20 protein-coding genes are annotated in these 20,390 nt (G+C 50.7%); 4 read left to right on the forward strand and 16 right to left on the reverse strand.

All coding sequences use genetic code 11. The annotated features are described in order from the left end of the window. Window positions 1-4 precede the first annotated feature (4 nt). Window positions 5-460 (forward strand): hypothetical protein, encoded by a 456-nt coding sequence (locus KDM87_RS09820; RefSeq protein ID WP_212678908.1) that lies wholly within the window; start codon window positions 5-7, stop codon window positions 458-460. Window positions 461-529: 69 nt separating this feature from the next. Here KDM87_RS09820 and KDM87_RS09825 read toward each other — a convergent pair whose 3' ends face one another. The 7 genes from KDM87_RS09825 to KDM87_RS09855 form a co-directional block, all read right to left on the reverse strand. Next, the gene (locus KDM87_RS09825) at window positions 530-1,963 is read right to left on the reverse strand and encodes a multicopper oxidase family protein (protein ID WP_212678909.1); all 1,434 of its coding nucleotides are present in this window, start codon (window positions 1,961-1,963) and stop codon (window positions 530-532) included. 24 nt (window positions 1,964-1,987) lie between these two features. Further along, window positions 1,988-3,415 carry a TolC family protein gene (locus tag KDM87_RS09830; RefSeq protein ID WP_212678910.1) on the reverse strand — a complete coding sequence of 476 codons (1,428 nt, stop codon included), beginning with the start codon at window positions 3,413-3,415 and terminating at the stop codon, window positions 1,988-1,990. Window positions 3,416-3,529: 114 nt separating this feature from the next. Then, window positions 3,530-3,931, reverse strand: coding sequence for a hypothetical protein (locus KDM87_RS09835; RefSeq protein ID WP_212678911.1), 402 nt, complete (start codon window positions 3,929-3,931; stop codon window positions 3,530-3,532). A gap of 45 nt (window positions 3,932-3,976) precedes the next feature. Next, on the reverse strand, window positions 3,977-5,239 hold the full coding sequence (locus tag KDM87_RS09840; RefSeq protein ID WP_212678912.1) for a sensor domain-containing diguanylate cyclase: 1,263 nt from the start codon (window positions 5,237-5,239) through the stop codon (window positions 3,977-3,979). Window positions 5,240-5,247: 8 nt separating this feature from the next. Further along, the gene (locus KDM87_RS09845) at window positions 5,248-6,303 is read right to left on the reverse strand and encodes an ABC transporter substrate-binding protein (protein ID WP_230407688.1); all 1,056 of its coding nucleotides are present in this window, start codon (window positions 6,301-6,303) and stop codon (window positions 5,248-5,250) included. A 55-nt stretch (window positions 6,304-6,358) separates the two neighbouring features. Beyond that, window positions 6,359-6,601, reverse strand: a complete 243-nt coding sequence (locus KDM87_RS09850; protein ID WP_212678914.1) for a DUF4260 family protein — start codon at window positions 6,599-6,601, stop codon at window positions 6,359-6,361. Between the two features lie 406 nt (window positions 6,602-7,007). Then, window positions 7,008-9,266, reverse strand: a complete 2,259-nt coding sequence (locus KDM87_RS09855; protein ID WP_329604918.1) for a putative bifunctional diguanylate cyclase/phosphodiesterase — start codon at window positions 9,264-9,266, stop codon at window positions 7,008-7,010. Between the two features lie 34 nt (window positions 9,267-9,300). On the opposite strand from KDM87_RS09855, the gene KDM87_RS09860 reads away from it, so the two are divergent. Continuing rightward, a complete protein-coding gene (locus tag KDM87_RS09860) occupies window positions 9,301-9,753 on the forward strand; it encodes a hypothetical protein (protein ID WP_212678915.1) in 453 nt (150 codons plus the stop codon). A 683-nt stretch (window positions 9,754-10,436) separates the two neighbouring features. On the opposite strand, the gene KDM87_RS09865 is transcribed toward KDM87_RS09860, so the two are convergent. The 8 genes from KDM87_RS09865 to KDM87_RS09900 form a co-directional block, all read right to left on the reverse strand. Next, entirely contained in the window at window positions 10,437-10,835 is a 399-nt protein-coding gene (locus KDM87_RS09865) for a helicase (RefSeq protein ID WP_212678916.1), read from the reverse strand. A gap of 56 nt (window positions 10,836-10,891) precedes the next feature. Then, window positions 10,892-11,737, reverse strand: coding sequence for an alpha/beta fold hydrolase (locus KDM87_RS09870; protein WP_212678917.1), 846 nt, complete (start codon window positions 11,735-11,737; stop codon window positions 10,892-10,894). Between the two features lie 206 nt (window positions 11,738-11,943). Next, complete coding sequence (locus KDM87_RS09875) at window positions 11,944-13,020, reverse strand: alkene reductase (RefSeq protein WP_212678918.1); 1,077 nt, start codon at window positions 13,018-13,020, stop codon at window positions 11,944-11,946. Between the two features lie 61 nt (window positions 13,021-13,081). Continuing rightward, window positions 13,082-13,882 carry an SDR family NAD(P)-dependent oxidoreductase gene (locus KDM87_RS09880; protein ID WP_212678919.1) on the reverse strand — a complete coding sequence of 267 codons (801 nt, stop codon included), beginning with the start codon at window positions 13,880-13,882 and terminating at the stop codon, window positions 13,082-13,084. A gap of 66 nt (window positions 13,883-13,948) precedes the next feature. Then, window positions 13,949-14,932, reverse strand: coding sequence for an alpha/beta fold hydrolase (locus KDM87_RS09885; protein ID WP_212678920.1), 984 nt, complete (start codon window positions 14,930-14,932; stop codon window positions 13,949-13,951). 19 nt (window positions 14,933-14,951) lie between these two features. Continuing rightward, a complete protein-coding gene (locus KDM87_RS09890; RefSeq protein WP_212678921.1) occupies window positions 14,952-15,656 on the reverse strand; it encodes an SDR family oxidoreductase in 705 nt (234 codons plus the stop codon). A gap of 83 nt (window positions 15,657-15,739) precedes the next feature. Continuing rightward, on the reverse strand, window positions 15,740-16,741 hold the full coding sequence (locus KDM87_RS09895) for an NADP-dependent oxidoreductase (RefSeq protein ID WP_212678922.1): 1,002 nt from the start codon (window positions 16,739-16,741) through the stop codon (window positions 15,740-15,742). A gap of 98 nt (window positions 16,742-16,839) precedes the next feature. After that, on the reverse strand, window positions 16,840-17,457 hold the full coding sequence (locus KDM87_RS09900) for a TetR/AcrR family transcriptional regulator (protein WP_212678923.1): 618 nt from the start codon (window positions 17,455-17,457) through the stop codon (window positions 16,840-16,842). 592 nt (window positions 17,458-18,049) lie between these two features. On the opposite strand from KDM87_RS09900, the gene groES reads away from it, so the two are divergent. Then, window positions 18,050-18,340 (forward strand): co-chaperone GroES, encoded by a 291-nt coding sequence (groES, locus tag KDM87_RS09905; protein WP_186883080.1) that lies wholly within the window; start codon window positions 18,050-18,052, stop codon window positions 18,338-18,340. A 59-nt stretch (window positions 18,341-18,399) separates the two neighbouring features. Then, window positions 18,400-20,049, forward strand: a complete 1,650-nt coding sequence (gene groL / locus KDM87_RS09910) for a chaperonin GroEL (RefSeq protein WP_212678924.1) — start codon at window positions 18,400-18,402, stop codon at window positions 20,047-20,049. Between the two features lie 13 nt (window positions 20,050-20,062). On the opposite strand, the gene KDM87_RS09915 is transcribed toward groL, so the two are convergent. After that, window positions 20,063-20,233, reverse strand: a complete 171-nt coding sequence (locus tag KDM87_RS09915; RefSeq protein ID WP_212678925.1) for a hypothetical protein — start codon at window positions 20,231-20,233, stop codon at window positions 20,063-20,065. Window positions 20,234-20,390: the final 157 nt, after the last annotated feature.

Raw genomic sequence — 20,390 nt, forward strand, 5'->3', positions numbered from 1 at the left:
CATCATGCCCACATTCAGTATCCTGCAACGCAGTCTGATCGCTATCGTTCTGCTCATCCTCGCTCTTGTTTTCAGCATTCCATGGGGCTTGTATTATCTTGGACTGAAAGATATCGACGGTAAGCCAGACTTACCGGCTCACATGATATCCGGTGATATGCAGCAAAAAATCTGGGCTGAATCCGGCTATGAGGGGCAGCCTGAAGCAGTCGAATTAAATCCAGTATCGTATATTTTGTCTGCAGCGGGACAAGACGCGCCGCCGCCAGTGACCTTGTTTGCGTGGCGTGTCGCTTCATCATATCAACGCCAGCATCATGCACACGAGGGCGTCATGTGGCAGCAGTTATCTGGCGGTGCGCTGACGATATGGCTGAGCAGACACTGGACGATAGAGCAGTTACTCTCCAAGGTGGCAGAACTCGAAGAAAAAAAACGTCAGACCAGCAAAGCTGACTGACGTTTTTGGATTAGCACTAACCCTGTTCTGCGTGAACAAAACACGGATTCACGACCAATTTTTCACATATCAGTGCCCTTCATGCCCCTTGGGTTTCACGACCTGCACCTCGATTTCTTTTTCCGCAGATGCTGGCGCGTGATGATGGTGCATACCGGCATGATCGGTGGCGGTAGCTGGTCTGACTGGTTCACCTAAACCTGCGGTATCCCCCTGATATTCATACGCAGCAGTTCCTTTCGGATGCGCATACCAACCCGGATCTTTGTAATCACCCGGCTTCTGATCCTTGCGTACTTTCAGAACACTGAACATGCCGCCCATTTCTACTCCGCCAAATGGTCCCTCGCCTGTCATCATCGGCAAAGTATTTTCTGGTAAAGGCATTTCCATCATGCCCATATCTGCCATACCTTTATCGCCCATCGTCATATAAGCGGGAATCAAGCGACTGATTTTATCGGCGACATCTTTATGATCAACACCGATCATGCTCGGCACGCTATGTCCCATCGCATTCATCGTGTGATGGCTTTTATGGCAGTGCAATGCCCAGTCGCCCTCTTCATCCGCAATGAATTCAATCTGGCGCATTTGTCCGACACCGATATCGGTCGTCACTTCCGGCCAGCGCGCAGTTTTGGGAATCGCACCGCCATCGGTACCGGTAACCGTGAACTCATGTCCATGAAGATGAATCGGATGATTCGTCATTGTCAGATTACCGACGCGGATTCTGACTTTGTCATTTTTGCGGACATTCAAAGTATCGATGCCGGGAAAGACACGACTATTCCACGACCACAAATTAAATTCCGTCATCGTCATGATGTTGGGCCGCGATGCGCCCGGTTCGACATCGTAGGCATTCAGCAAGAATACGAAATCCCTGTCCACATCGGCGATCAGTGGATGTTTATTTTTGGGATGCGTGATCCACGACCCCATCATACCCATTGCCATCTGCGTCATTTCATCTGCGTGCGGGTGATACATAAATGTGCCGGGACGACGCGCGACAAATTCATACACAAAGGTTTTACCGGGTTGAATTGCGGGCTGCGTCAGGCCGCTGACACCGTCCATACCGTTCGGTAAACGCTGTCCGTGCCAATGCACACTGGTGTGTTCCGGCAGGCGATTCGTCACAAAAATACGCACACGATCCCCTTCCACCACCTCTATCGTCGGGCCTGGACTCTGACCGTTATACCCCCACAAATGTGCCTTCATTCCGGGCGCCATTTCGCGCACCACAGGCTCGGCGACCAGATGAAATTCTTTTACCCCGTTTTTCATTCGCCAAGGTAGCGTCCAGCCGTTCAAGGTAACGACAGGATTGTATGGACGGCCATTCGCAGGCACTAAAGGCGGCATGGTATCCGGGCTGGTTTGGGTCGTAATTTCCGGCAATGCAGCTAACGCGACCTTGCTCACCGCGCTGGCCGCCAGCGCACCTCCGGCGATACCGGCAAATTTGAAAAAGTTTCTTCTTGAGTTCATTGGTATTCCTTCTCAATTCCGTTATCAGTGTGCCGTGGCTGGTTCACTGGCACTGCCAGCACCAGTCACACTCATGCGTTCAGGGCGGCCTATCATGGATGCCTGCAAAGCAGCATCTGCGAGCCAGAATTGCTGTTCCGCGTTAATCGCCGCAATCACACTGCTGATCTGTTCCCGGCTATCGGCCAACAGATCAAATACACTGATGAACATGCCGTTGTAGCGCAGTTGATTTTCTTGCGAAATACGTTTGCGCAAAGGCAGAATTTCATGTTGATAGTGATGGGCGATATCGTAACTGGTGCGATATGCCGAGTAACTTTCACGCAACTCAGATGCGGCATTGCGCAGCGTGTTTTCCAGGCGATAACTGGCTGCCAGCGTCGCCGCATTCATTGCATCACGCTGCAATTGACCGCTATCGAACACGGGCAAGCGCACACCGATTTCCACGCCCCGTTTTACATCGCTGGTTTTACTTGTGTTATCAAAAATCGTATTACGCTTTACCGAGAGTTCGATATCCGTCAAGCTGGCCGCCAGCGTCAAACCTTGCTGCTTTGCGGCGGTATCCAGCAAGGCTTGCGCCATGCGGACATCGAGGCGATGTTCAGTCGCGACCCCAGCGATTTTTTCGGCCGGATAAACGGCGTCAGGCAAATCAGGCAGATGCTCGGGCAAACGCAAACGTGCCAGCTGATCGCTTGTCAGCCCCAGCAAGCGCACCAATCCCTCGCGAGCCGCCGTATTGCTGTGGCGTGCAGCCGCCAGTTGCGCAACGGCATCCGCATAAAAAGCACGCTGTCTGGCGGCTTGTAATTGATTGAAGTTACCGGCACTGCGCATACGTTGCGCCAGTTCTGCACCGGCTTCAGCCGCATCACTGACTTGCATCGCATAACTCAGAATTTGCTGCGCAGCGACGGCCTTTACCCACGCTGCCCTTACCTGCGTGATGCGGTCAATCAACTCATTACTGAATTGCCATTGCTCTGCCTCTATTTTGCTTTGAGCAATCGCATTCCGGCGCGGTAACGTCAGCACATCCAGCAAGCCAACACTGATCGTGCGCGCAATTTCAAGTTCATCGACAAAACGGCTGCGCTCGATACTGAAGAACGGGTTAGCAATACGGCCTTGTTGTGCTGCGTTCGCCCCGTTCGCCCAGTATTGCGCAAGCATGGCCTGGAATCCCGGGCTATTCGTCAGCGCAATCTGCACTGCATCGTTTTGTGAAACCGGCTCTTGCAGCAAGCGATCTGCGGTCGCTTGCAAACGGGATTTTTGTTCGGCATTAAACGCTGGTTTCAGCGATGATTGTGTGAACGCAGAAAACTGCTGATTGATTTGATCAACAGATTTTTCCGCTTCAAAACTGGTACAGCCAGCCAGCAACATGGCTGACACGAATGGAAGTACAACACCAAAAGAATTTGGTAAAGGTGGCGACATGTCGTCCTCGTTAAAATTCAGATCTGACCTGATACTCTCAGGCATAGTTGAACTCAGTACTGCCATACCCAAAACATGAAGTCTGGCAGCAATCACCTGAGTTACAAGAACAATTTAAACGGGAAAATGTTTAGGCGGACGTTCCAGCGCACGCGCAGGAGCCGATGAAAATGAGTGGAAATCAAGCGGATACACTGTGATCGTGTCGGGTGAACAGCATTGATCCGCTTGCTGCAGCAGTAAGGCGATGCCAATGCAGCAAGGTGACGCCCCTTTACAATGATTCTGGGTATCTGGCTTCACCACGTGTACATCCTGCGCAGATACCTGCTGGCCTTGCTTCATCGCATCGCAATGCACAGGACGATTCACAGTATCGTTTGTCTCTGCACCTGATGCCGTTTGCGTATTATTTTCATGCACAAATGCCCACATGCCAGTAGCAGCAAAGCCTTGCAAAGGCAGCAGCACCAGCATCAGACAAATCAACAGAAAACGCCAAGAATCAGATTTCATGAATGAGAACTTACCATAATTCAGTCTGCGCGACCACCGACGACATCAAACTGACGCCACATCCTGCGTCACACGGCCGCTCACTGGCTGCACCTGATTGCGCCCCAGCGACTTAGAAAAATAGAGCCATTGATCAGCACGCTGAACCAGTGTCTCCAGCGTGTCTTCTGCCAATCTTTCGGCAACACCGAAACTGGCGGTGATATTCAGATGCTGCCCATCCGGCAGAGGTATCTTCAGATCCCGTTCGACGTTCAGGCGCATTCTCTCGGCGACCTCAATGGCAGCCGGAAGCGACGTCTCAGGCAGGACAATCAGAAATTCTTCGCCGCCATACCGTACCAGCCAGTCGATTTCCGCGCGCAATTCTCTTTGCAACGACTCGACGAAAACGATCAGCACATCATCACCGACTGCATGTCCGTATCGATCATTCACCGACTTGAAAAAATCGATGTCGCAAAACACTACAGCCAAATTCCGCTCATAGCGTATCGCTCTGTGTATTTCGCCGGGCATGCGTTCGTTGAAAAACAAACGGTTATAACAACCGGTCAGAACGTCCGTCACCGATAATTTCTTTAATCTGTCCATCGCCTGTTGTAGCTGGGTAGTCCGCTCTGACACCAGGGCATCCTGATTTTCTATGTGTTTCTGCAAACGATCCTGCATCGTGCGAAAACCATCCACAACCAGATCAATCTCGTTGTGAACATGCCGGGGACCAAGATCCAACTCAAGACGGGTTGCTATTTTATTTGCCTGAAGATTTTTGACGAAATCGGCTAATTGGCGCATAGGACGTTCAAGATCGCGTCGTAAGATTGTGAAGACAGCAGCAAAAATAAATGCCGTCAGTAAAAGAACTTCAGCGAGAACAATAAAAAAGCCGCGCGTCACCTCATGACGTAATACGCTGCGATCAACAACTAATTCCATCGTTCCGACACGCGGACCCACACCGTCCGGCGCCGGAATATCAAACATCAGATGTTCATCTGACATTGATTGCCCGCCATTCCCACCGACAAACTGTTGCCCAGTGCTGGCCTTGATAACAACGTAAGCAATATTCGTGTTTTTTGTCAGTAAAGAAATCTGTTTGTGTATTGCCTGTAATTCGATGTCCCAAATCGCCAGGGATAACAAGGGGATATGCGTGTTGGCAACGTCTCTGATGGTCATATCAAAGTTACGCTCTATCGCTCTGTAATTCAGATAGGCCTGCAAACTGCTGAACAGCAAAATACACAGAATGACCCATTTAAACACCCGCCGGAACAGCAGACTGGCAATAGGTTGTGACAATCGGCGTTTCATTGATGTTTTTCGACCTGCGTTAAGATCTGCCGGAAATTAAAGTCGTATTTTTTTAACTTCGGATTCAGCACTTTACTAAATTTTTTAAAATCAACCTGAGTAAAATCGAGTCTGCCAAAACGACGCTGAAATTTGCGCGCCTCATCCTTGCTAAAAAGAATAAACATCGAGCGATCCAGTTCCAGCCCTTCCTCTTTGAAATCTTGACCATGATGATAGTCATACAGCATCACAAGAGCAAAGGCACCAGCGATAAAATGCCCGCCAGCCAACGCAGTCAGGCTACCCGATTCCAGCGCAGCCAATGCCTCAGATGACGTATTGACCGCACTGAAGTAAGCATCCTTGCCGGGTTGCCCGCCTTTATTTTTCCAGCTGTCCATCGCACCGAATGCCATCAGATCGCTTCCTGCCCAGATCAGCCTTGCCTGGGGGTGACGCTGAAAAAGCCACTCACTTTGTTCCTGCGCTTTGGCACGGTTCCACTCTGCATACACTTCCTGATCGACCACCACATCTTTTGCTTCGGCGACCGCACGGCGCATACCTTCATTGCGTTTAAGTGAAGCTGGCGTAGAACGATCTCCGGCAATCGCCAGCATGTGCAGACGGCCATCTGCGCCCTGCATGTGATGTTGCTGCCCGTGTTGAATCAGCGCCCGCGCTGTCAGATAACCGGCCTCTTCTGCGCGTGGCTCCAGTGAGCCCAGCCATCCCTGAAAGTGTTGCCGCGGAACAGTGGCAAGCAGACGCTCACTTTGTTCGCGCAAACCACTGAATGCCAGGAAAGTCTTGATATTGGCTGCGTCCAGAATACGGATAACTTCAAATCCTACCGCGTGATCATTCGACAGAATGACATAGTCCGGCCGGTCTTTCAGCTCACGGGCAGCCAGTTGTTTTGCCTGCGTCAAAGTATTGAGGTGGTTACGGTTTGCGTACATCACTTCCAGCCTGACATCCAGATCTTTCGCCGCGGCCAACATACTATTACTTGCCGTCAGCCAGTAGACTTCATCCGGCTTTCCGGGGTTGAGAAATGTAACTGACATCGCAGCGGCGTCACAGCAAAGGACACATCCAAGACTGAGACTAACGATGAGCACGCTACGAAGCCAACACATATCTTCTCCCGAAATAAAACGCAGTCACTGCATCGGCACGGAATATCGCGACTAAACCTGATCCGAACGCATATCCAGGCAGAGAAAGATCAGGCGCAAGAAAGAACAGTGCGAACCATCCCCAGCCAAAATCAGATGCCGGATAAAAAAAGATGGCGGCAGCGAGCACGCATATCCCTTCCAGCCGCAGAATCCAGCGCACTGCGCCAGTTGTTTCACCCGCCATATCACACTCCTGCCCCGTTCATCTGAAGAAACCATGGCAACAGCACATTAAAAATGTCGCTTGTCTGAGCTTCAGTATTATTTAAAGCGATTCAAAATCCGGACGATATGTCCGCTTGCCGGAACTTTCTTCGTCACCATATTGACCGCTGGTAAAAGCGGCGGTGCAAGTTCTCTGGATTATTATGTGGAAGCATCTGGCCGGTGCCGGAGTGTTAATCCGGTGATCGAGAAACTGACGATGGCGTTGGAATGCTGAAGTTGACTGCTGAAAGACGAGATTATAAAACACTTCCGCTGCTCAAAACGGAGTAGTCCGAGCTACATCGACGTTATGTCCGTCAACAACATGCAAAAAAATAATTGATTTTGAACGATCGACGGTCGGATGTTTCTTCCGCTGGTATTCAATGAATTTTAACCGGCGACGAACAGATCAATGGGATGTTTTCCGCAGCGATGGGTCTGGAAATGTAATACCCCTGCAAATAGTGGCAGCCCATTTTTTGCAGCATACTGATTTGCTGTTCTGTCTCAACCCCTTCGGCGACCAGTTCCAGATCCAGATTGTGTCCCATCGCAATAATGGTGGAAACCAGGCTTTGGTGTCGTGCACTGCTTTCCAGCGCCATCACAAATGAACGATCGATTTTCAGCGTATTTAAATGAAACTGTGTCAGATAACTGAGCGATGAATATCCGGTACCGAAGTCATCCAACGACAATCGCACCCCCATTGCACGGAGATGATTTAAGGTCGTTCTCACATGTGCGCCATCGTCGATCAGCACACGCTCGGTCAGTTCCAGTTCCAGCTGCGCCGGATTTAACTGATTGATTTGCAACGCGCGTTCGACATAGGTAATGAATCGTGTGTCGAGCAATTGACTGGCCGAGACATTGACACTCATGGTCAGATGCACGCCGCTGGTCTGCCATTCCGCCAGTTGCCGACATGCCTGATTGAGTACCCAGGTGCCGATTTCGACAATGATGCCGCTTTCCTCTGCAATTGGTATGAAATGATCCGGCGAGACATTATTAAGTGTGCGGCTGTTCCAACGGAGTAAAGCTTCCACCTTATCAATTCTGCCCGTTTTCGCATTCGCGACGGGTTGATATAAAAGATAGAGTTCATCGGAAGAAATAGCACTGCGCAACGCGGTGTCGATAACAGCCTCGCGCGCATGAGAGATCATGCTGGAAGAAAAAAAGCGCAGTTGATTTCGCCCCGCTTTTTTGCCGTCATACATCGCGATATAGGCGTGCTGAATAACGGTGTCGGTATCGGTGCCATGCTCAGGAATACAAGTCACACCAATACTTGCGGAGAACTGTATATTTTGCTGCAACAAAGGTATTCCACTGGTCAGTATCTGAAACAGATCGTCGCCGCAGAGTGCTGCTGTCTGTGCCGCAGAACCTGGCTCCAGACCATACATCGCAATGGCAAACTCGTCGCCGCCGAAACGGGCGGTCAGGCTTTTTTCTGGTAGTGCCCGCTGCAATCGGCCACCAATTTCCCGCAGCAACTGTTCACCGGCGAGGTGCCCGAAGGAGTCATTGATTCGTTTAAACCTGTCGATGTCGACCAATAACACGGCGCACTCCAGCCCCTTTTCCTGCGACAGCCCGATCACCCGGGCCAGCTCCTGAGAAAAGCCATGACGATTGAATAGCCCGGTCAAATCATCGTAGTGCGCAGCCTTGTGCAGGATCGCCTCTTTTTGTTTGCGCTCGCTGATATCCATCATCTGCACCATGCAGTAAGGACGCCCACGTTCATAGTAGGGCGAGGAAATCAGCTCTAAAGGCACCTGCCCCTTGTCGGGCAACATAACGACAATATTCTCGACCAAAGGATAATTACCGGCCGCCGCGGCGAATCGTTTGAAATAGCTCTTGACCGCATGAGCATCCAGCCCGTTCACGTGATTCACCACCGGCGAGCCAACCATGCCTTTCGTTGAGGAATATCCCAGCAAACGCGCGCCGCGTTCGTTGATGACATGAATGATGCCATCCATGTTCAGAATCAACAGACCATTACTCAGGCAATCAATGGTACGTGCATAACGTTCACGTATTTTTTCCAGTACTGCATAAATCAGGCAGAGCGTTGACGCTGTTTTGACGATTAATCCAAACATGAACCAGACGTCGAAACGATCAGGGATCAGGTTCAGCGCATTGAGCAAATTGTAGCTACCGCGGATGATTAAAATCGTCCCCAAAAGACGAAAGTGATGCTGCATCCACAACACACGTACGCCAGACCATAAAATCACGGCGCCAAGCAGCATCTTTGTTGTTGTCTCTCTCATGGCTGGCGCGCTGAAAAAAAATAGCGTGAGCAGAAGACAAAGAAGTGCAGATACAGCCGCGATAGGCATGACATGCTTACGGCGCAGATTGCCGATGAAATATTCGGTGCCAGCCCAGAATCCGCTGATACTGATGGTCAGCAAACCGGCAGAAAGCAAAGGATGTAGCTGTTGCGGCGTTTGCTGAAACGCCAGCCCACTGCCACAGGTAATACCTGCCTGACCTGCAGCCCAGAACAGCGCATGCCAGTCATCGCGCTCATGTAGCCACGGCAGAATCATGGTGATGATCAGAATGACATCGACCACCAGTGAAAAAATAATAAATGTCTGAGTATCCACGTCTCTCTGTGCATTTCATTGTAGTAAGCAGCAATTGACAGAACGTAAAACCGGTCTTGTTACCACAAGAAATATTCGAACTGTGTTTGATCAGAAAATGGGTTTTCTGAATTTTCCCGGCGCAAATTCGTGCATTGAAGGCGCTTGCCCTCATATTGTCAGAAGTCAACCGGAAAATGAAGCTGGCGAGCGGAAAAGCTGGGTATTAAAAAGCGGCTTAGTATCAAAGCGTGCGTATACTAGACAATTAATTTCCATGTGGCAATATTTCGCGATTCACATTACTTTTACTGACGTCGCACCGTTCAAGGCAGTTTTTATCGTTCGCGAACGCCACAACCACGCTAAGGACAAACTGACTGCCGTCATGGGAAGCCATATTCAGCCTCCGCAATCACAGACAAAAATAAAAAATACCCCGCTCAGCCTGCGTAGCTTTCCGAAACAATGGGGGGTATATGCTAAAAACACCTCAATCTCTAAGTAAAATAAGGGATGTTTATACATACTCCCCGGGAGTATATTTTCTATGCTTATCGGATATTTCTTATCTCTGAACTCAAAATTCTGATAAATCAAAAGCTTAGGCAAAAAGAAATTACTTATTTCTGAATTGAAAAGCCAGTTATCTCTGAACTTTTACATCCCCCGTTCACTTATTTATCTTTGAACTAAGAGCAATCCATTGTCGTTAATCAACTGGGAGACAAAATTCAGTGCAAAGCACGCACTGGGGTCATCACCAGGTTGACTGCGTATTCCCGTCAAAACCAGTCAAGTATTCTCCATCAACGTCAGCCAGTAATTTTGATCAGAATCAGGTCATTGATTCCGGTCGTATACCGACACGCCAAGACTAATCCAGTGAGTGACGGGTGATGGCTGTAAATAATCGGCGGCTTACACCCAAAAGCGGACATTATCCAAACGTAACTGACTTAGCCCAATGCTCGTAAAGAGCAACCAGCTCTGGCGTTGCACGGTTGTCGTAGGTCGCCGGCGTTTCACTCATAAATGCTTTGGCAAGACGGTTACGCAGCGCACTCCCTTTGGGCAGGTGCAAGGGTTGATTTCGCAAGCAGGTAAGACGTGGCGCGTTCGCTCAATGGAGTGATGGAAATTGCTGCCGAGACAGAAACGACACACAATCTGCTTGTAAGCGCTGATGACTCAGTACGCGGTGAGGTCATAAGCAGAGATAACTTTCTGCGGCTGTAAGAATGCCGTCAACCCCTGAAACCACAACACTTCCAGAAAGTCTCCGCCGATGATCAAGTCTTTGCTACCAACACCTCTGAGGAAGGCTGGCTGAGCGTCCCTAGCCGACAATATTTCGAAACCTTTGGTGGCATTAACAAAACTGAGTGTGAACTGGGCGTTATTCGTTAGCCCGGCAAAAGAGCGGACTACGCCATTTTCGATGACATAGTGGCGGCCAATGCCTGAGGCTGTGCGAATTTGAAATGACAGACGTTTTCCCTGAACGTAACGTGCGCAGTTGGGATTGCTATTGATTTTTCGTTGCAACAATTGGGCAAATGCCCACAACAGAAATTTAAATTTGAACATTTGAGGAACTCTTTTGAAATGGAAAATAGGCGTTCTAGTGATGTGATGTAGGCGAGTCACTCATTCAGAAACTGAAGCGCATGACGCAGGAAGCGCTGCGGATACTGGAACTGAGCTGCATGACCAGCATCAGGGTAAATGAATAGCTGGGCGTTCGGGATGTTGCGCGCCATGTAGAACGAATTGACAGTCGGAATCATCACGTCGTTCACGCCGTTGAGAATAAATGTAGGTTGCAGGATGCTTCGCAGGTGAGCGAAAGGATCGTCCTCCGAGAGTCTCGGTAAATACAGCACATTGGCTTCGATCTGAGCTTGCATCACAGCGAGGGAGCTGGGTGGGTCCTGATCCACACGCTGGTGTCGGCGCTCCCAGAATTCACGGCCAGCCTGCTTCGCGGCCTCGGATCGACCGAAGAAAAGAAACAGAAAATCATCCATGGTTGGAATAAGACGCGGTGCATGTTCCAACACATCAGAATGCGATTCTGGATTCCCTCCGCGAGGCCCTGTTCCCAACAGCATGAGCTTGCGAACCAGATCGGAATGGCGTCGCGTCAAATCCAACGCCAGAAAGCCACCGAGCGAGAAACCGAGAACATCTACCTTATGCAGACCAAGTGCACGAATAACTTCCGCAGCGTCATCTGCCATGTCTTCAATCCGGGTACGAGGCGCACCTGTTGAAGAAGCAACGCCACGGCCATTGAAGAGAATGACTTCGCGATCCGTGGCCAATCCATTCGTCATCAGTGGATCCCAATGGTCCATGCCACCACGAAAATGCTGTAAAAAAAACAGTGGCGGCTGGTCGGTCCCGGTGTTGCCCCAGCGGCGATAGGCAAATTTATCACCATCGATTTCGATGAAGCGGGTGGGAGCGGTGAAATGTGTATCTGTCATATATCAATCCCTAGAATTAGGCATTAATGCCTTTGCTGCCAGATCTCAAGTTATGTTTTGCGCCAGGCGCGCCAATGCCGCTTGATGCTCAGGTCACCAGCGCACTTGCCAAAGTTGGAAGTTGTTGAGTACGCATATTGCTCTCCTGATCGTGTGGTAGACCCAGGAACGCCTGAGCCTACCAGTTCAGTCGGAGCCTTTTATCGTCAGGCCGCTAGCGCCGGATAATCCGTGTAACCCTTAGCGCCTGGTGTGTAGAACGTGTCCGGGCTTGGCGCATTCAATGGAGCGTCTTGGCGAAGGCGCTCCACCAGATCAGGGTTAGCAATGAAGGGGCGGCCCATGGCCGTCAGGTCTGCGCGGCCTTCGCTCAAGGCTAGCTCTGCGCCGGCTTTGTCGAGTCCACCGGCGAGGATGAAGGGGCCGTTGAATGCAGCCCGCAGATCAGCCTTCAGCGTGGCAGGAACCGGCGGAGCTCCTAAGGCCGAATGGTCCAGCACGTGCACGTACATCAGGCCGAGTGCGGAGAGTTGCGTCACCAGTGCCAGGTACTGTTCGTCCACGCCATCGAATGCACCCGCGGCATTGACCACGCCGTGCGGTGAGAGGCGAATGCCCACGCGTTCTGCGCCGATTTCTTTTGCGGTAGCGCGGGCGACTTCCAGCACCAGGCGGTTGCGGCCGTCCGCCGTGCCGCCGTAGCCATCAGTGCGGCGGTTGATGTTGGCGTTCAGGAATTGCTCCAGCAGGTAGCCATTGGCCGCATGCAATTCAATACCATCGAAGCCAGCTTGGATAGCAAGACCTGCGGCTGTCGCGTACTCACCAATGACGTTGCGAAGGTCATCTTCTGTCATGGCACGTGGGAGCGTATGTGGCTGGCTACCTTGCGCGTCGGTCCACATCTCGCCGGGGCAGATTTCAGGCGAAGGCCCAAGCACCTCTGCACCCGCAGGCAGGTTGGCCTGGTGCGACACGCGGCCGGTGTGCATCAGTTGCACGACGATCTTGCCACCCTTAGCATGCACTGCGTCGGTTACTCGTTTCCATCCTTGAACCTGGGCTTCATTAAAAAGACCCGGAATCCGGGCATAGCCCAAGCCGTTGGGGGACGGTGACGTGCCTTCGGTGATAATAAGTCCGGCACTGGCGCGTTGTGCGTAGTAGGTGACCATTATTTCAGTGGGGATGTTGTCACTACTTGCACGGCTACGCGTCAGTGGTGACATCACAATACGATTGCTGAGCGTGGTTGAACGAAGTTGGTAGGATTCAAAAAGCATGGCTTTTCCTTAAAAATGGATAACTAAAAATGGGATGAGCAGTCAACGTTGTTCACTGGAATCAAGCGACCTGATAACGAGGCGCTGGCGTCCCAGCTTGTGTGCTGGCGAAAAGTTCGGAACGCGCTGCGTCGTACTTGTCCCACAGACTGGCATCGGCAACTGATGGCCAAGTGATCGTTTCGCCCTGATCCAGACCCGCCAGCGCCGCATCGACCATGTGTTCAGTCGTCATCAAGGTACTTTTGTTGAGGGCTGCCAGCGGAACGCCCGACAAATCCCAGAGCTCGGTGGCAGTGGATGCGGGCAACACCAATTGGACTTTCACCCCGGTGTCAGCCAGTTCTTGCTGCAGGCCTCGGCTATATTGCAATACAAAGGCTTTGGTACCGCTGTAGATAGCGCTGATGGCCATCGAGTGAATGGCGAGTACGGATGCGATGTTGATGATCAAGCCCTGCTTTTTTGCCACAAAGGCTGGCACTGCCGCTTGCGTCAAGCGCGTCAGAGCGGTGATATTGAGGGCAATCTGAGTCTGTGCGTCGTCCGCAGAGGTCTGGGTAGACGGCGCCAGGCGTGCAATACCTGCGTTGTTGACCAAGACTTGCACGTCCTCATTCGTAGCCAGAATTTTCTCGATTCTCGCCACATCTTCGTCCTTTGTCAGATCCGCAACAATTGGCTCGGCATTGATACCATGTACTGTTGCGAGCTGCTTGCAGAGAGCTTCCAGTCGTTCAGCGCGCCGTGCAACAAGGATAAGGTCGTATCCACGCGCTGCCAGACGATCGGCGTAGACGGCACCGATGCCAGAAGAGGCGCCGGTGATAAGGGCGATTTTTGATGCGTCAGAGTTTGTCATCGATAGCTTTCTGGTTAAGTTGTGCCAGGTTAAATTTGAGTGCTGTTAGGAATGCCAGTGGCTGAATTAACGTGCAAGGAATGCGAGTGATCTGGCCACGAAATCGGAGTGAAATTGGAATATGCCTCCATGCCCGGCATCGGGATAAATGACCAAGGCACTGTTCGGAAGGCGCTTCGCCAGATCGTAGGTATTTTGTGTAGGAACCATCCGGTCTGCTTCGCCATTGACAACGAGCACCGGCTGTTTGATCACCGACAAATCAACAGGGCTCTTGCGCCCCCACGCACTTAAGGCCTGCAACTGCGCAATGTAGGCCGCCACGCTGATTTCTTTATCGCGATTCTCGGAGCGCTCGCTTAATCTCGCCAGAAATGCTTTTCCGGCGTCGATGCCATTGGGTGTGCGTGTGAAGAACAGGTATTGCTTCGGGTCCTGTCCAGTCAACAGCCCTCGAAGAATGTCATAGTTAGCGACTCCATTTACAGTACTGATACCTTCGCCACCAGCAGGACCTGTCCCTGCAAGAATCATCTTGCGGATCAGTTGCGGCTCCTTCAGCGCCATTTCCTGAGCGATCATGCCGCCCATTGAAAAACCTAAGAGGTCGACTTGCTTGAACCCCTTCGCTTTGATGAAAGTGATGGCGTCGTCTGCCATTTGCTCAATGGAATTAGATGGCGAGCCCGTGGATGCGCCGATGCCGCGATTGTCGAAGGCGATCACATGGTGCTTCGTCGCAAGACCGTCCATGATCCTCGGGTCCCAGTTATCCAGCACGGCTGCGAGATGGACTAAAAACACCACGGGCGTTCCGCCGTTGTGTTGTCCCATCTCCCGATAGACGAAACTGACGTCGTTGGCGTTGATGGTTTGCGTCGGAACATTCTTCCAGTTGGTTGCTGGCGTTTGTGCCGAAGTCTGCAGGGACGCTGCGGTCTGGTTGGGCAGCACCTCTGCTGCGCCGACCAGGGCTGTAAGTAGAGTAGCGGTGATGGTGAGACTCGCAAAGGCGGCCTTCCACAACTGCGGAATTACATTCGTTTTCATCGTTTGACTCCAAGGATTTTTATTCGGCCTGGGGCAGGTAGAAAGGACGCGGTGCGGTCAGGGCTTGATGCACTTGTTGCGTCAAGGCGTCTGCCAGTACTTCATCTGCACCGGCTTCCAAACCGTCCAGTGCGCGTTGTACGATGTCTTCGGGACTTGTTTTTGGTACGTCGAAACCGCGCGTGAGGTCGGTATCGACGTAGGCCATGTGCAAACCCAGCACCTGGGTTTGTTGGCTTGCCAGTTCATGCCGCAGTGCGTTGGTCAGCGACCATGCAGCCGATTTGCTAGCCGAGTAGGCAGCGAGAGCCCCATCGTTAACCCACGAGGCAACGGACAGCACGTTGAGCAATGCGCCGCCGCCATTGCCCTTCAGCACAGGCGCAAATGCTTTACTGATATTTAGTACACCAAAGACATTGGTTTCGAAGATGCGGCGTGTAAGGTCTTCACTGTCGTTCGCCAGAAAACCGCCCGGCTGGGCTATGCCTGCGTTGTTGATGACCAGCGTTACGTCAGATGCTTTTTGAACAGCGGCATCGATTTCATCTTGTTTAGTGACATCGAGTTGCAATGCGATGACACCCGGCTGTGTCACGCTGGCGGGATTGCGCGCCGCGGCATATACCTTACGCGCGCCGCGCGCGAGCAGTGCTTGGGTAAAGGCCAGCCCAATTCCACGATTGGCGCCGGTGACAAGAACAACAGAATTTTCGATTTTCATAAGAGACTCCAGGAGTAAATAAAATTTCACATGACAATCATCATATTAAAAGACGTGCCGCGGCTTTCGGCAGCGGCGATGGATTAGCGAACTTTGATCACGACTTTGCCTTTAGCTCGCCCACTTTCGACATAGGCCAGGGCTGCATTCGTCGATTCAAATGGAAACACCTTGTCAACAACCGGGTGAATGACACCCGACTCGATGAGCGACGTGATTTGTTTTAGTTGGCTACCGTTGGCTTTCATAAAAAGGAATGAAAAGCCAACTTGTAGCCGCCTCGCCATTCGGCGGGTTCCCAAGCTCAGAAGGCGTATTACTTGTTTTACAAACCATGGAGCCTTGATTTCTTCTGCAAATGAAGGATCGGCAGGACCGGAAATGGTGATGAGCTTGCCACCGGGCTTGAGCACGCGCATCGACTTCGTGAGTGTCTTACCGTCCTGGCTATTTAAAACGACGTCATAGCCGCTCAGGACTTTTTCAAAATCTTCTTTTTTATAGTCGATGACAACGTCAGCACCCAATTCTTTCACCCAGGCCACATTGCTTGTACTGGTTGTGGTGGCCACAGTGGCACCCAGATGCTTAGCTAGCTGGATGGCAAAAGTACCTACACCACCTGAGCCTGCCTGAATGAAGACCTTCTGCCCCTTCTTTAGTTTAGCCTTCTCAACCAGCGCTTGCCAGACGGTCAAGGCCACCAATGGCATTGATGCGGCTTCTTCCATGGTGAGATTCTTAGGCTTTAATGCGAGAGAGCTTTCCTTGATGGCGATAAATTCCGCGAAGGTTCCAATCCGTAAGTCATCTGGCCTCGAATACACCTCATCGCCCACTTTGTATTGTCGTACTCCACGGCCAACCTGAGTCACAATCCCAGCCACGTCGTGACCAAGGATGAAAGGGGTGGCGTACGGTAGGATGAGTTTGAACTCACCGTTCCTGACCTTAGAGTCGATCAGGTTAACACCAGCAGCATGTACTTGGACGAGAACCTCGTCATCGCGCAGCTCAGGTGTAGGCATATCTGCGAGCCGCAGTGCATGATTCTTTCCATAGCGCTCAACGATGTATGCTTGCATGGCTTCTCCTGTGTTCAGATGTTGGTTGATTTAAAGTTAAAAATTTAGACTATGTGCAGTTTTCGTATGATGACCATAATATTTAAAGGCAAAAAAATTTACTCTGTTAATTTGGATTGAGCTAAATCGAGATTCTTCAAAGTTGCGCTACACCATGCATCCGACAAATTCGCATCATCTACCGCGCGTGCTAACACTAAAGTGCCCACCAGCGTGGCCAGCGACACCAATGCTCGTTCGTGCGCACTTGGTTGCTCCCAATCAGGGAACTGACGAGCAACGAGGTCAACCATCTCTTTGATCCGTCGCGTTGCTGCAAGTCGTACCTCAGGAGATTGGCGTGGCATTTCAGAACCCAGCGCTGATAGTGGGCATCCATTCTCTATGCCGGCGAGGTGCTCTTTAGAGAGATAAACCTGCGCAAGCGCTTGCAAAGCTTCATTCGGGGGGGCTGCTGCTATTACGTTTGCCGCAACCGCATTGGATTCGGCTCCCGCACGGTCTGCAGCTTCTGCCAGCATGGCTTCACGAGAGGCGAAATGTGCATAGAATGCCCCGTGTGTCAGCCCAGCCTCTTTCATAATGTCAGCAACTCCTGTGCCGTCGTAACCGCTTCTACGAATGGCGCGTGCGGCTGCCTGAACGATTCGCTCATGAGATGCTTCTTTGGCGCTGGATCTGATTCCGGTTTTTGATTTTCGCATGATGACCATCATATTTCATGTTTCCCTGTTTTGCAAATATTTTTTATGGGGAATTAGTTCTGCAGATAACTCACCTTGAAGACTGCATTTATCCTATCCATTTTCGTTGCAAGCGAAATTTCAGATCCGATATCTCCCCCCATAACCGCAAAAAGTCGATTGAAAGTTGAGAGGATATTTCTTAAATTTTGAATTACTTCCACGAAGAGTTCAAAGATAAGTGACCAAAGTTCAGAGATAAAAGAAATCCGACAAAATGACACACATTGTCGTTATTGCCACCCGCACTTGAAAAAGCGACACCCCGCCCCTACAATTAGCACTCCACACAAGAGAGTGCTAACAATGTTAAAATCGACTGGTTTCAGCGTTGCAGGCAACTTAGCCGCTGTTAGCGTGGCGGCTCTTATGCAGCACATGTATGTGTGAAGTAAGGGGCTTGAAAGTGGCGAACACTGACACCATCTACGGCGCACATTTTTGTTTGTTTGCTGATGGGACTTATGCAAAATCAGGTGATGCTTCAATGTCATTCTGTCTGAATTTGTGATGAGCCCCGTTTTACTTCGGTAGTTTTACTTTTGTAATTATTTTAGGAGTTAATATGAATCTTCGTCCCCTGCACGATCGCATTATCGTCAAACGTCTGGATCAAGAAACAAAAACTGCATCCGGCATCGTTCTGCCAGACGCAGCAGCTGAAAAACCAGATCAAGGTGAAGTATTGGCCGTTGGCGCTGGCAAACAGTTGGACAACGGTTCGATCCGCGCACTGGAAGTGAAAGTTGGCGACCGCGTTTTGTTCGGCAAATACTCTGGTCAGGCTGTCAAAGTTGACGGCAACGAAGTTCTGGTTATGCGTGAAGAAGATATCTTCGCGATCGTACAGAAGTAATTCCTTCCTGGTAGCACTATAAGCACTATAGAAATCCACAAGATTCTGGAGAAAATAACATGGCAGCTAAACAAGTAATTTTTGGCGATGACGCACGTGCGAAAATCGTTAATGGCGTAAATATTCTGGCAAATGCAGTAAAAGTCACTTTGGGCCCTAAAGGCCGTAACGTTGTTCTGGAACGCTCTTTCGGCGCGCCTACAGTCACTAAAGACGGCGTTTCTGTTGCAAAAGAAATCGAACTGAAAGACAAACTGGAAAACATGGGCGCGCAGCTCGTGAAAGAAGTTGCTTCCAAAACGTCTGACAACGCTGGTGACGGCACAACAACAGCAACCGTATTGGCTCAAGCGATCGTTCGCGAAGGCTTCAAATACGTTGCAGCGGGCTACAACCCAACTGATCTGAAACGCGGTATCGACAAGGCAGTGACTGCTTTGGTTGCAGAAGTTAAAACTCTGTCCCGCCCAACGACCACTAACAAAGAAATCGCTCAGGTTGGTTCTATCTCTGCGAACTCTGATGCAGACATCGGCGACATCATTGCCAACGCAATGGACAAAGTCGGTAAAGAAGGCGTGATCACTGTTGAAGACGGCAAATCCCTTAACAACGAACTCGACATCGTTGAAGGTATGCAGTTTGACCGTGGCTACCTGTCACCATACTTCATCAACAACCCAGAAAAACAATCCGTTATTCTGGAAAACCCATTCATCCTGTTGTTCGACAAAAAAATCTCGAACATCCGCGATCTGCTGCCAGTATTGGAGCAAGTTGCAAAATCAGGCCGCCCACTGCTGATCATCGCTGAAGATGTTGATGGCGAAGCACTGGCAACTCTGGTGGTGAACAACATCCGTGGCATCCTGAAAACAGCGGCTGTTAAAGCACCTGGCTTCGGTGATCGTCGTAAAGCGATGCTGGAAGATATCGCGATTCTGACTGGCGGTAACGTGATCGCCGAAGAAGTTGGTCTGACACTGGAAAAAGCAACTCTGACAGATCTGGGTCAGGCGAAACGCGTAGAAATCGGTAAAGAAAACACGACCGTGATCGACGGCGCTGGTCAGGCTATCAACATCGAAGCACGCGTTAAACAAATCCGCGCGCAAATTGAAGAAGCAACTTCTGACTACGATCGTGAAAAACTGCAAGAACGCGTTGCCAAACTGGCAGGCGGCGTTGCAGTGATCAAAGTTGGTGCTGCAACTGAAGTTGAAATGAAAGAGAAAAAAGCGCGCGTTGAAGATGCTCTGCACGCTACTCGTGCTGCGGTTGAAGAAGGCGTGGTTCCTGGCGGTGGCGTTGCTCTGTTGCGCGCTCGTGCAGCGGCTGGCGTGATCAAAGGCGACAACCATGACCAAGACGCAGGTATCAAGCTGGTATTGAAAGCAATCGAAGCACCATTGCGTGAAATCGTGGCAAATGCCGGTGGCGAACCATCTGTTGTAGTCAACGCGATCATCAACGGTTCTGGCAACTACGGTTTCAATGCGGCAAATGACACCTACGGCGACATGATCGAAATGGGTATTCTGGACCCAGCAAAAGTAACACGCTCCGCATTGCAAAATGCAGCGTCTGTTGCTGGCCTGATCCTGACGACTGACGCACTGGTTGCTGAATTGGCTGAAGACAAACCAACTGGTGGCATGGGCGACATGGGTGGTATGGGCGGCATGGGTGGTATGGGCGGCATGATGTAATACCGCTTGCTGCTCAGTTTGAGCTGCATACGAAATAAAAAGCTCTGCAATCATTTTGTAGAGCTTTTTTCATTTCAGCGTGCTGCATGGTTTGCGGACAAAAATACATCACCAGAATTTCATTCTTCGTTTCTAATTTCAATTCCGTTTTGAATTCCGTTTTCATTCCTGCTTTCGCTCCCATTTGCTTTTCCCGGGCCAGCACCCTGCTGCGTTACGTCAAGAATCGCTATGAATGCGATGCACGAACAGGGATTTTGTCTTCACACATCTTGACAGCAAGATTGATGACTCAGATACTGCGGCATCTGAAAAATTATTTTCATTATTTCGACATCAGC

The organism is Cognatundibacterium rivi, from assembly GCF_018139565.1.
Taxonomy (GTDB): Bacteria; Pseudomonadota; Gammaproteobacteria; order Burkholderiales; family Burkholderiaceae_D; genus Undibacterium; species Undibacterium rivi.

What these genes read in the sequence shown, in the direction of transcription:
- KDM87_RS09850 (WP_212678914.1), bottom strand. Translation starts at nt 6,601, where the DNA reads ATGGCGGGTGAAACAACTGGCGCAGTGCGCTGGATTCTGCGGCTGGAA.
- KDM87_RS09900 (WP_212678923.1), bottom strand. Translation starts at nt 17,457, where the DNA reads ATGATGGTCATCATGCGAAAATCAAAAACCGGAATCAGATCCAGCGCC.
- KDM87_RS09895 (WP_212678922.1), bottom strand. Translation starts at nt 16,741, where the DNA reads ATGCAAGCATACATCGTTGAGCGCTATGGAAAGAATCATGCACTGCGG.
- groES (WP_186883080.1), top strand. Translation starts at nt 18,050, where the DNA reads ATGAATCTTCGTCCCCTGCACGATCGCATTATCGTCAAACGTCTGGAT.
- KDM87_RS09870 (WP_212678917.1), bottom strand. Translation starts at nt 11,737, where the DNA reads ATGACAGATACACATTTCACCGCTCCCACCCGCTTCATCGAAATCGAT.
- KDM87_RS09830 (WP_212678910.1), bottom strand. Translation starts at nt 3,415, where the DNA reads ATGTCGCCACCTTTACCAAATTCTTTTGGTGTTGTACTTCCATTCGTG.
- KDM87_RS09885 (WP_212678920.1), bottom strand. Translation starts at nt 14,932, where the DNA reads ATGAAAACGAATGTAATTCCGCAGTTGTGGAAGGCCGCCTTTGCGAGT.
- KDM87_RS09890 (WP_212678921.1), bottom strand. Translation starts at nt 15,656, where the DNA reads ATGAAAATCGAAAATTCTGTTGTTCTTGTCACCGGCGCCAATCGTGGA.
- groL (WP_212678924.1), top strand. Translation starts at nt 18,400, where the DNA reads ATGGCAGCTAAACAAGTAATTTTTGGCGATGACGCACGTGCGAAAATC.
- KDM87_RS09820 (WP_212678908.1), top strand. Translation starts at nt 5, where the DNA reads ATGCCCACATTCAGTATCCTGCAACGCAGTCTGATCGCTATCGTTCTG.
- KDM87_RS09835 (WP_212678911.1), bottom strand. Translation starts at nt 3,931, where the DNA reads ATGAAATCTGATTCTTGGCGTTTTCTGTTGATTTGTCTGATGCTGGTG.
- KDM87_RS09825 (WP_212678909.1), bottom strand. Translation starts at nt 1,963, where the DNA reads ATGAACTCAAGAAGAAACTTTTTCAAATTTGCCGGTATCGCCGGAGGT.
- KDM87_RS09865 (WP_212678916.1), bottom strand. Translation starts at nt 10,835, where the DNA reads ATGTTCAAATTTAAATTTCTGTTGTGGGCATTTGCCCAATTGTTGCAA.
- KDM87_RS09845 (WP_230407688.1), bottom strand. Translation starts at nt 6,303, where the DNA reads ATGTCAGTTACATTTCTCAACCCCGGAAAGCCGGATGAAGTCTACTGG.
- KDM87_RS09875 (WP_212678918.1), bottom strand. Translation starts at nt 13,020, where the DNA reads ATGCTTTTTGAATCCTACCAACTTCGTTCAACCACGCTCAGCAATCGT.
- KDM87_RS09880 (WP_212678919.1), bottom strand. Translation starts at nt 13,882, where the DNA reads ATGACAAACTCTGACGCATCAAAAATCGCCCTTATCACCGGCGCCTCT.
- KDM87_RS09915 (WP_212678925.1), bottom strand. Translation starts at nt 20,233, where the DNA reads ATGGGAGCGAAAGCAGGAATGAAAACGGAATTCAAAACGGAATTGAAA.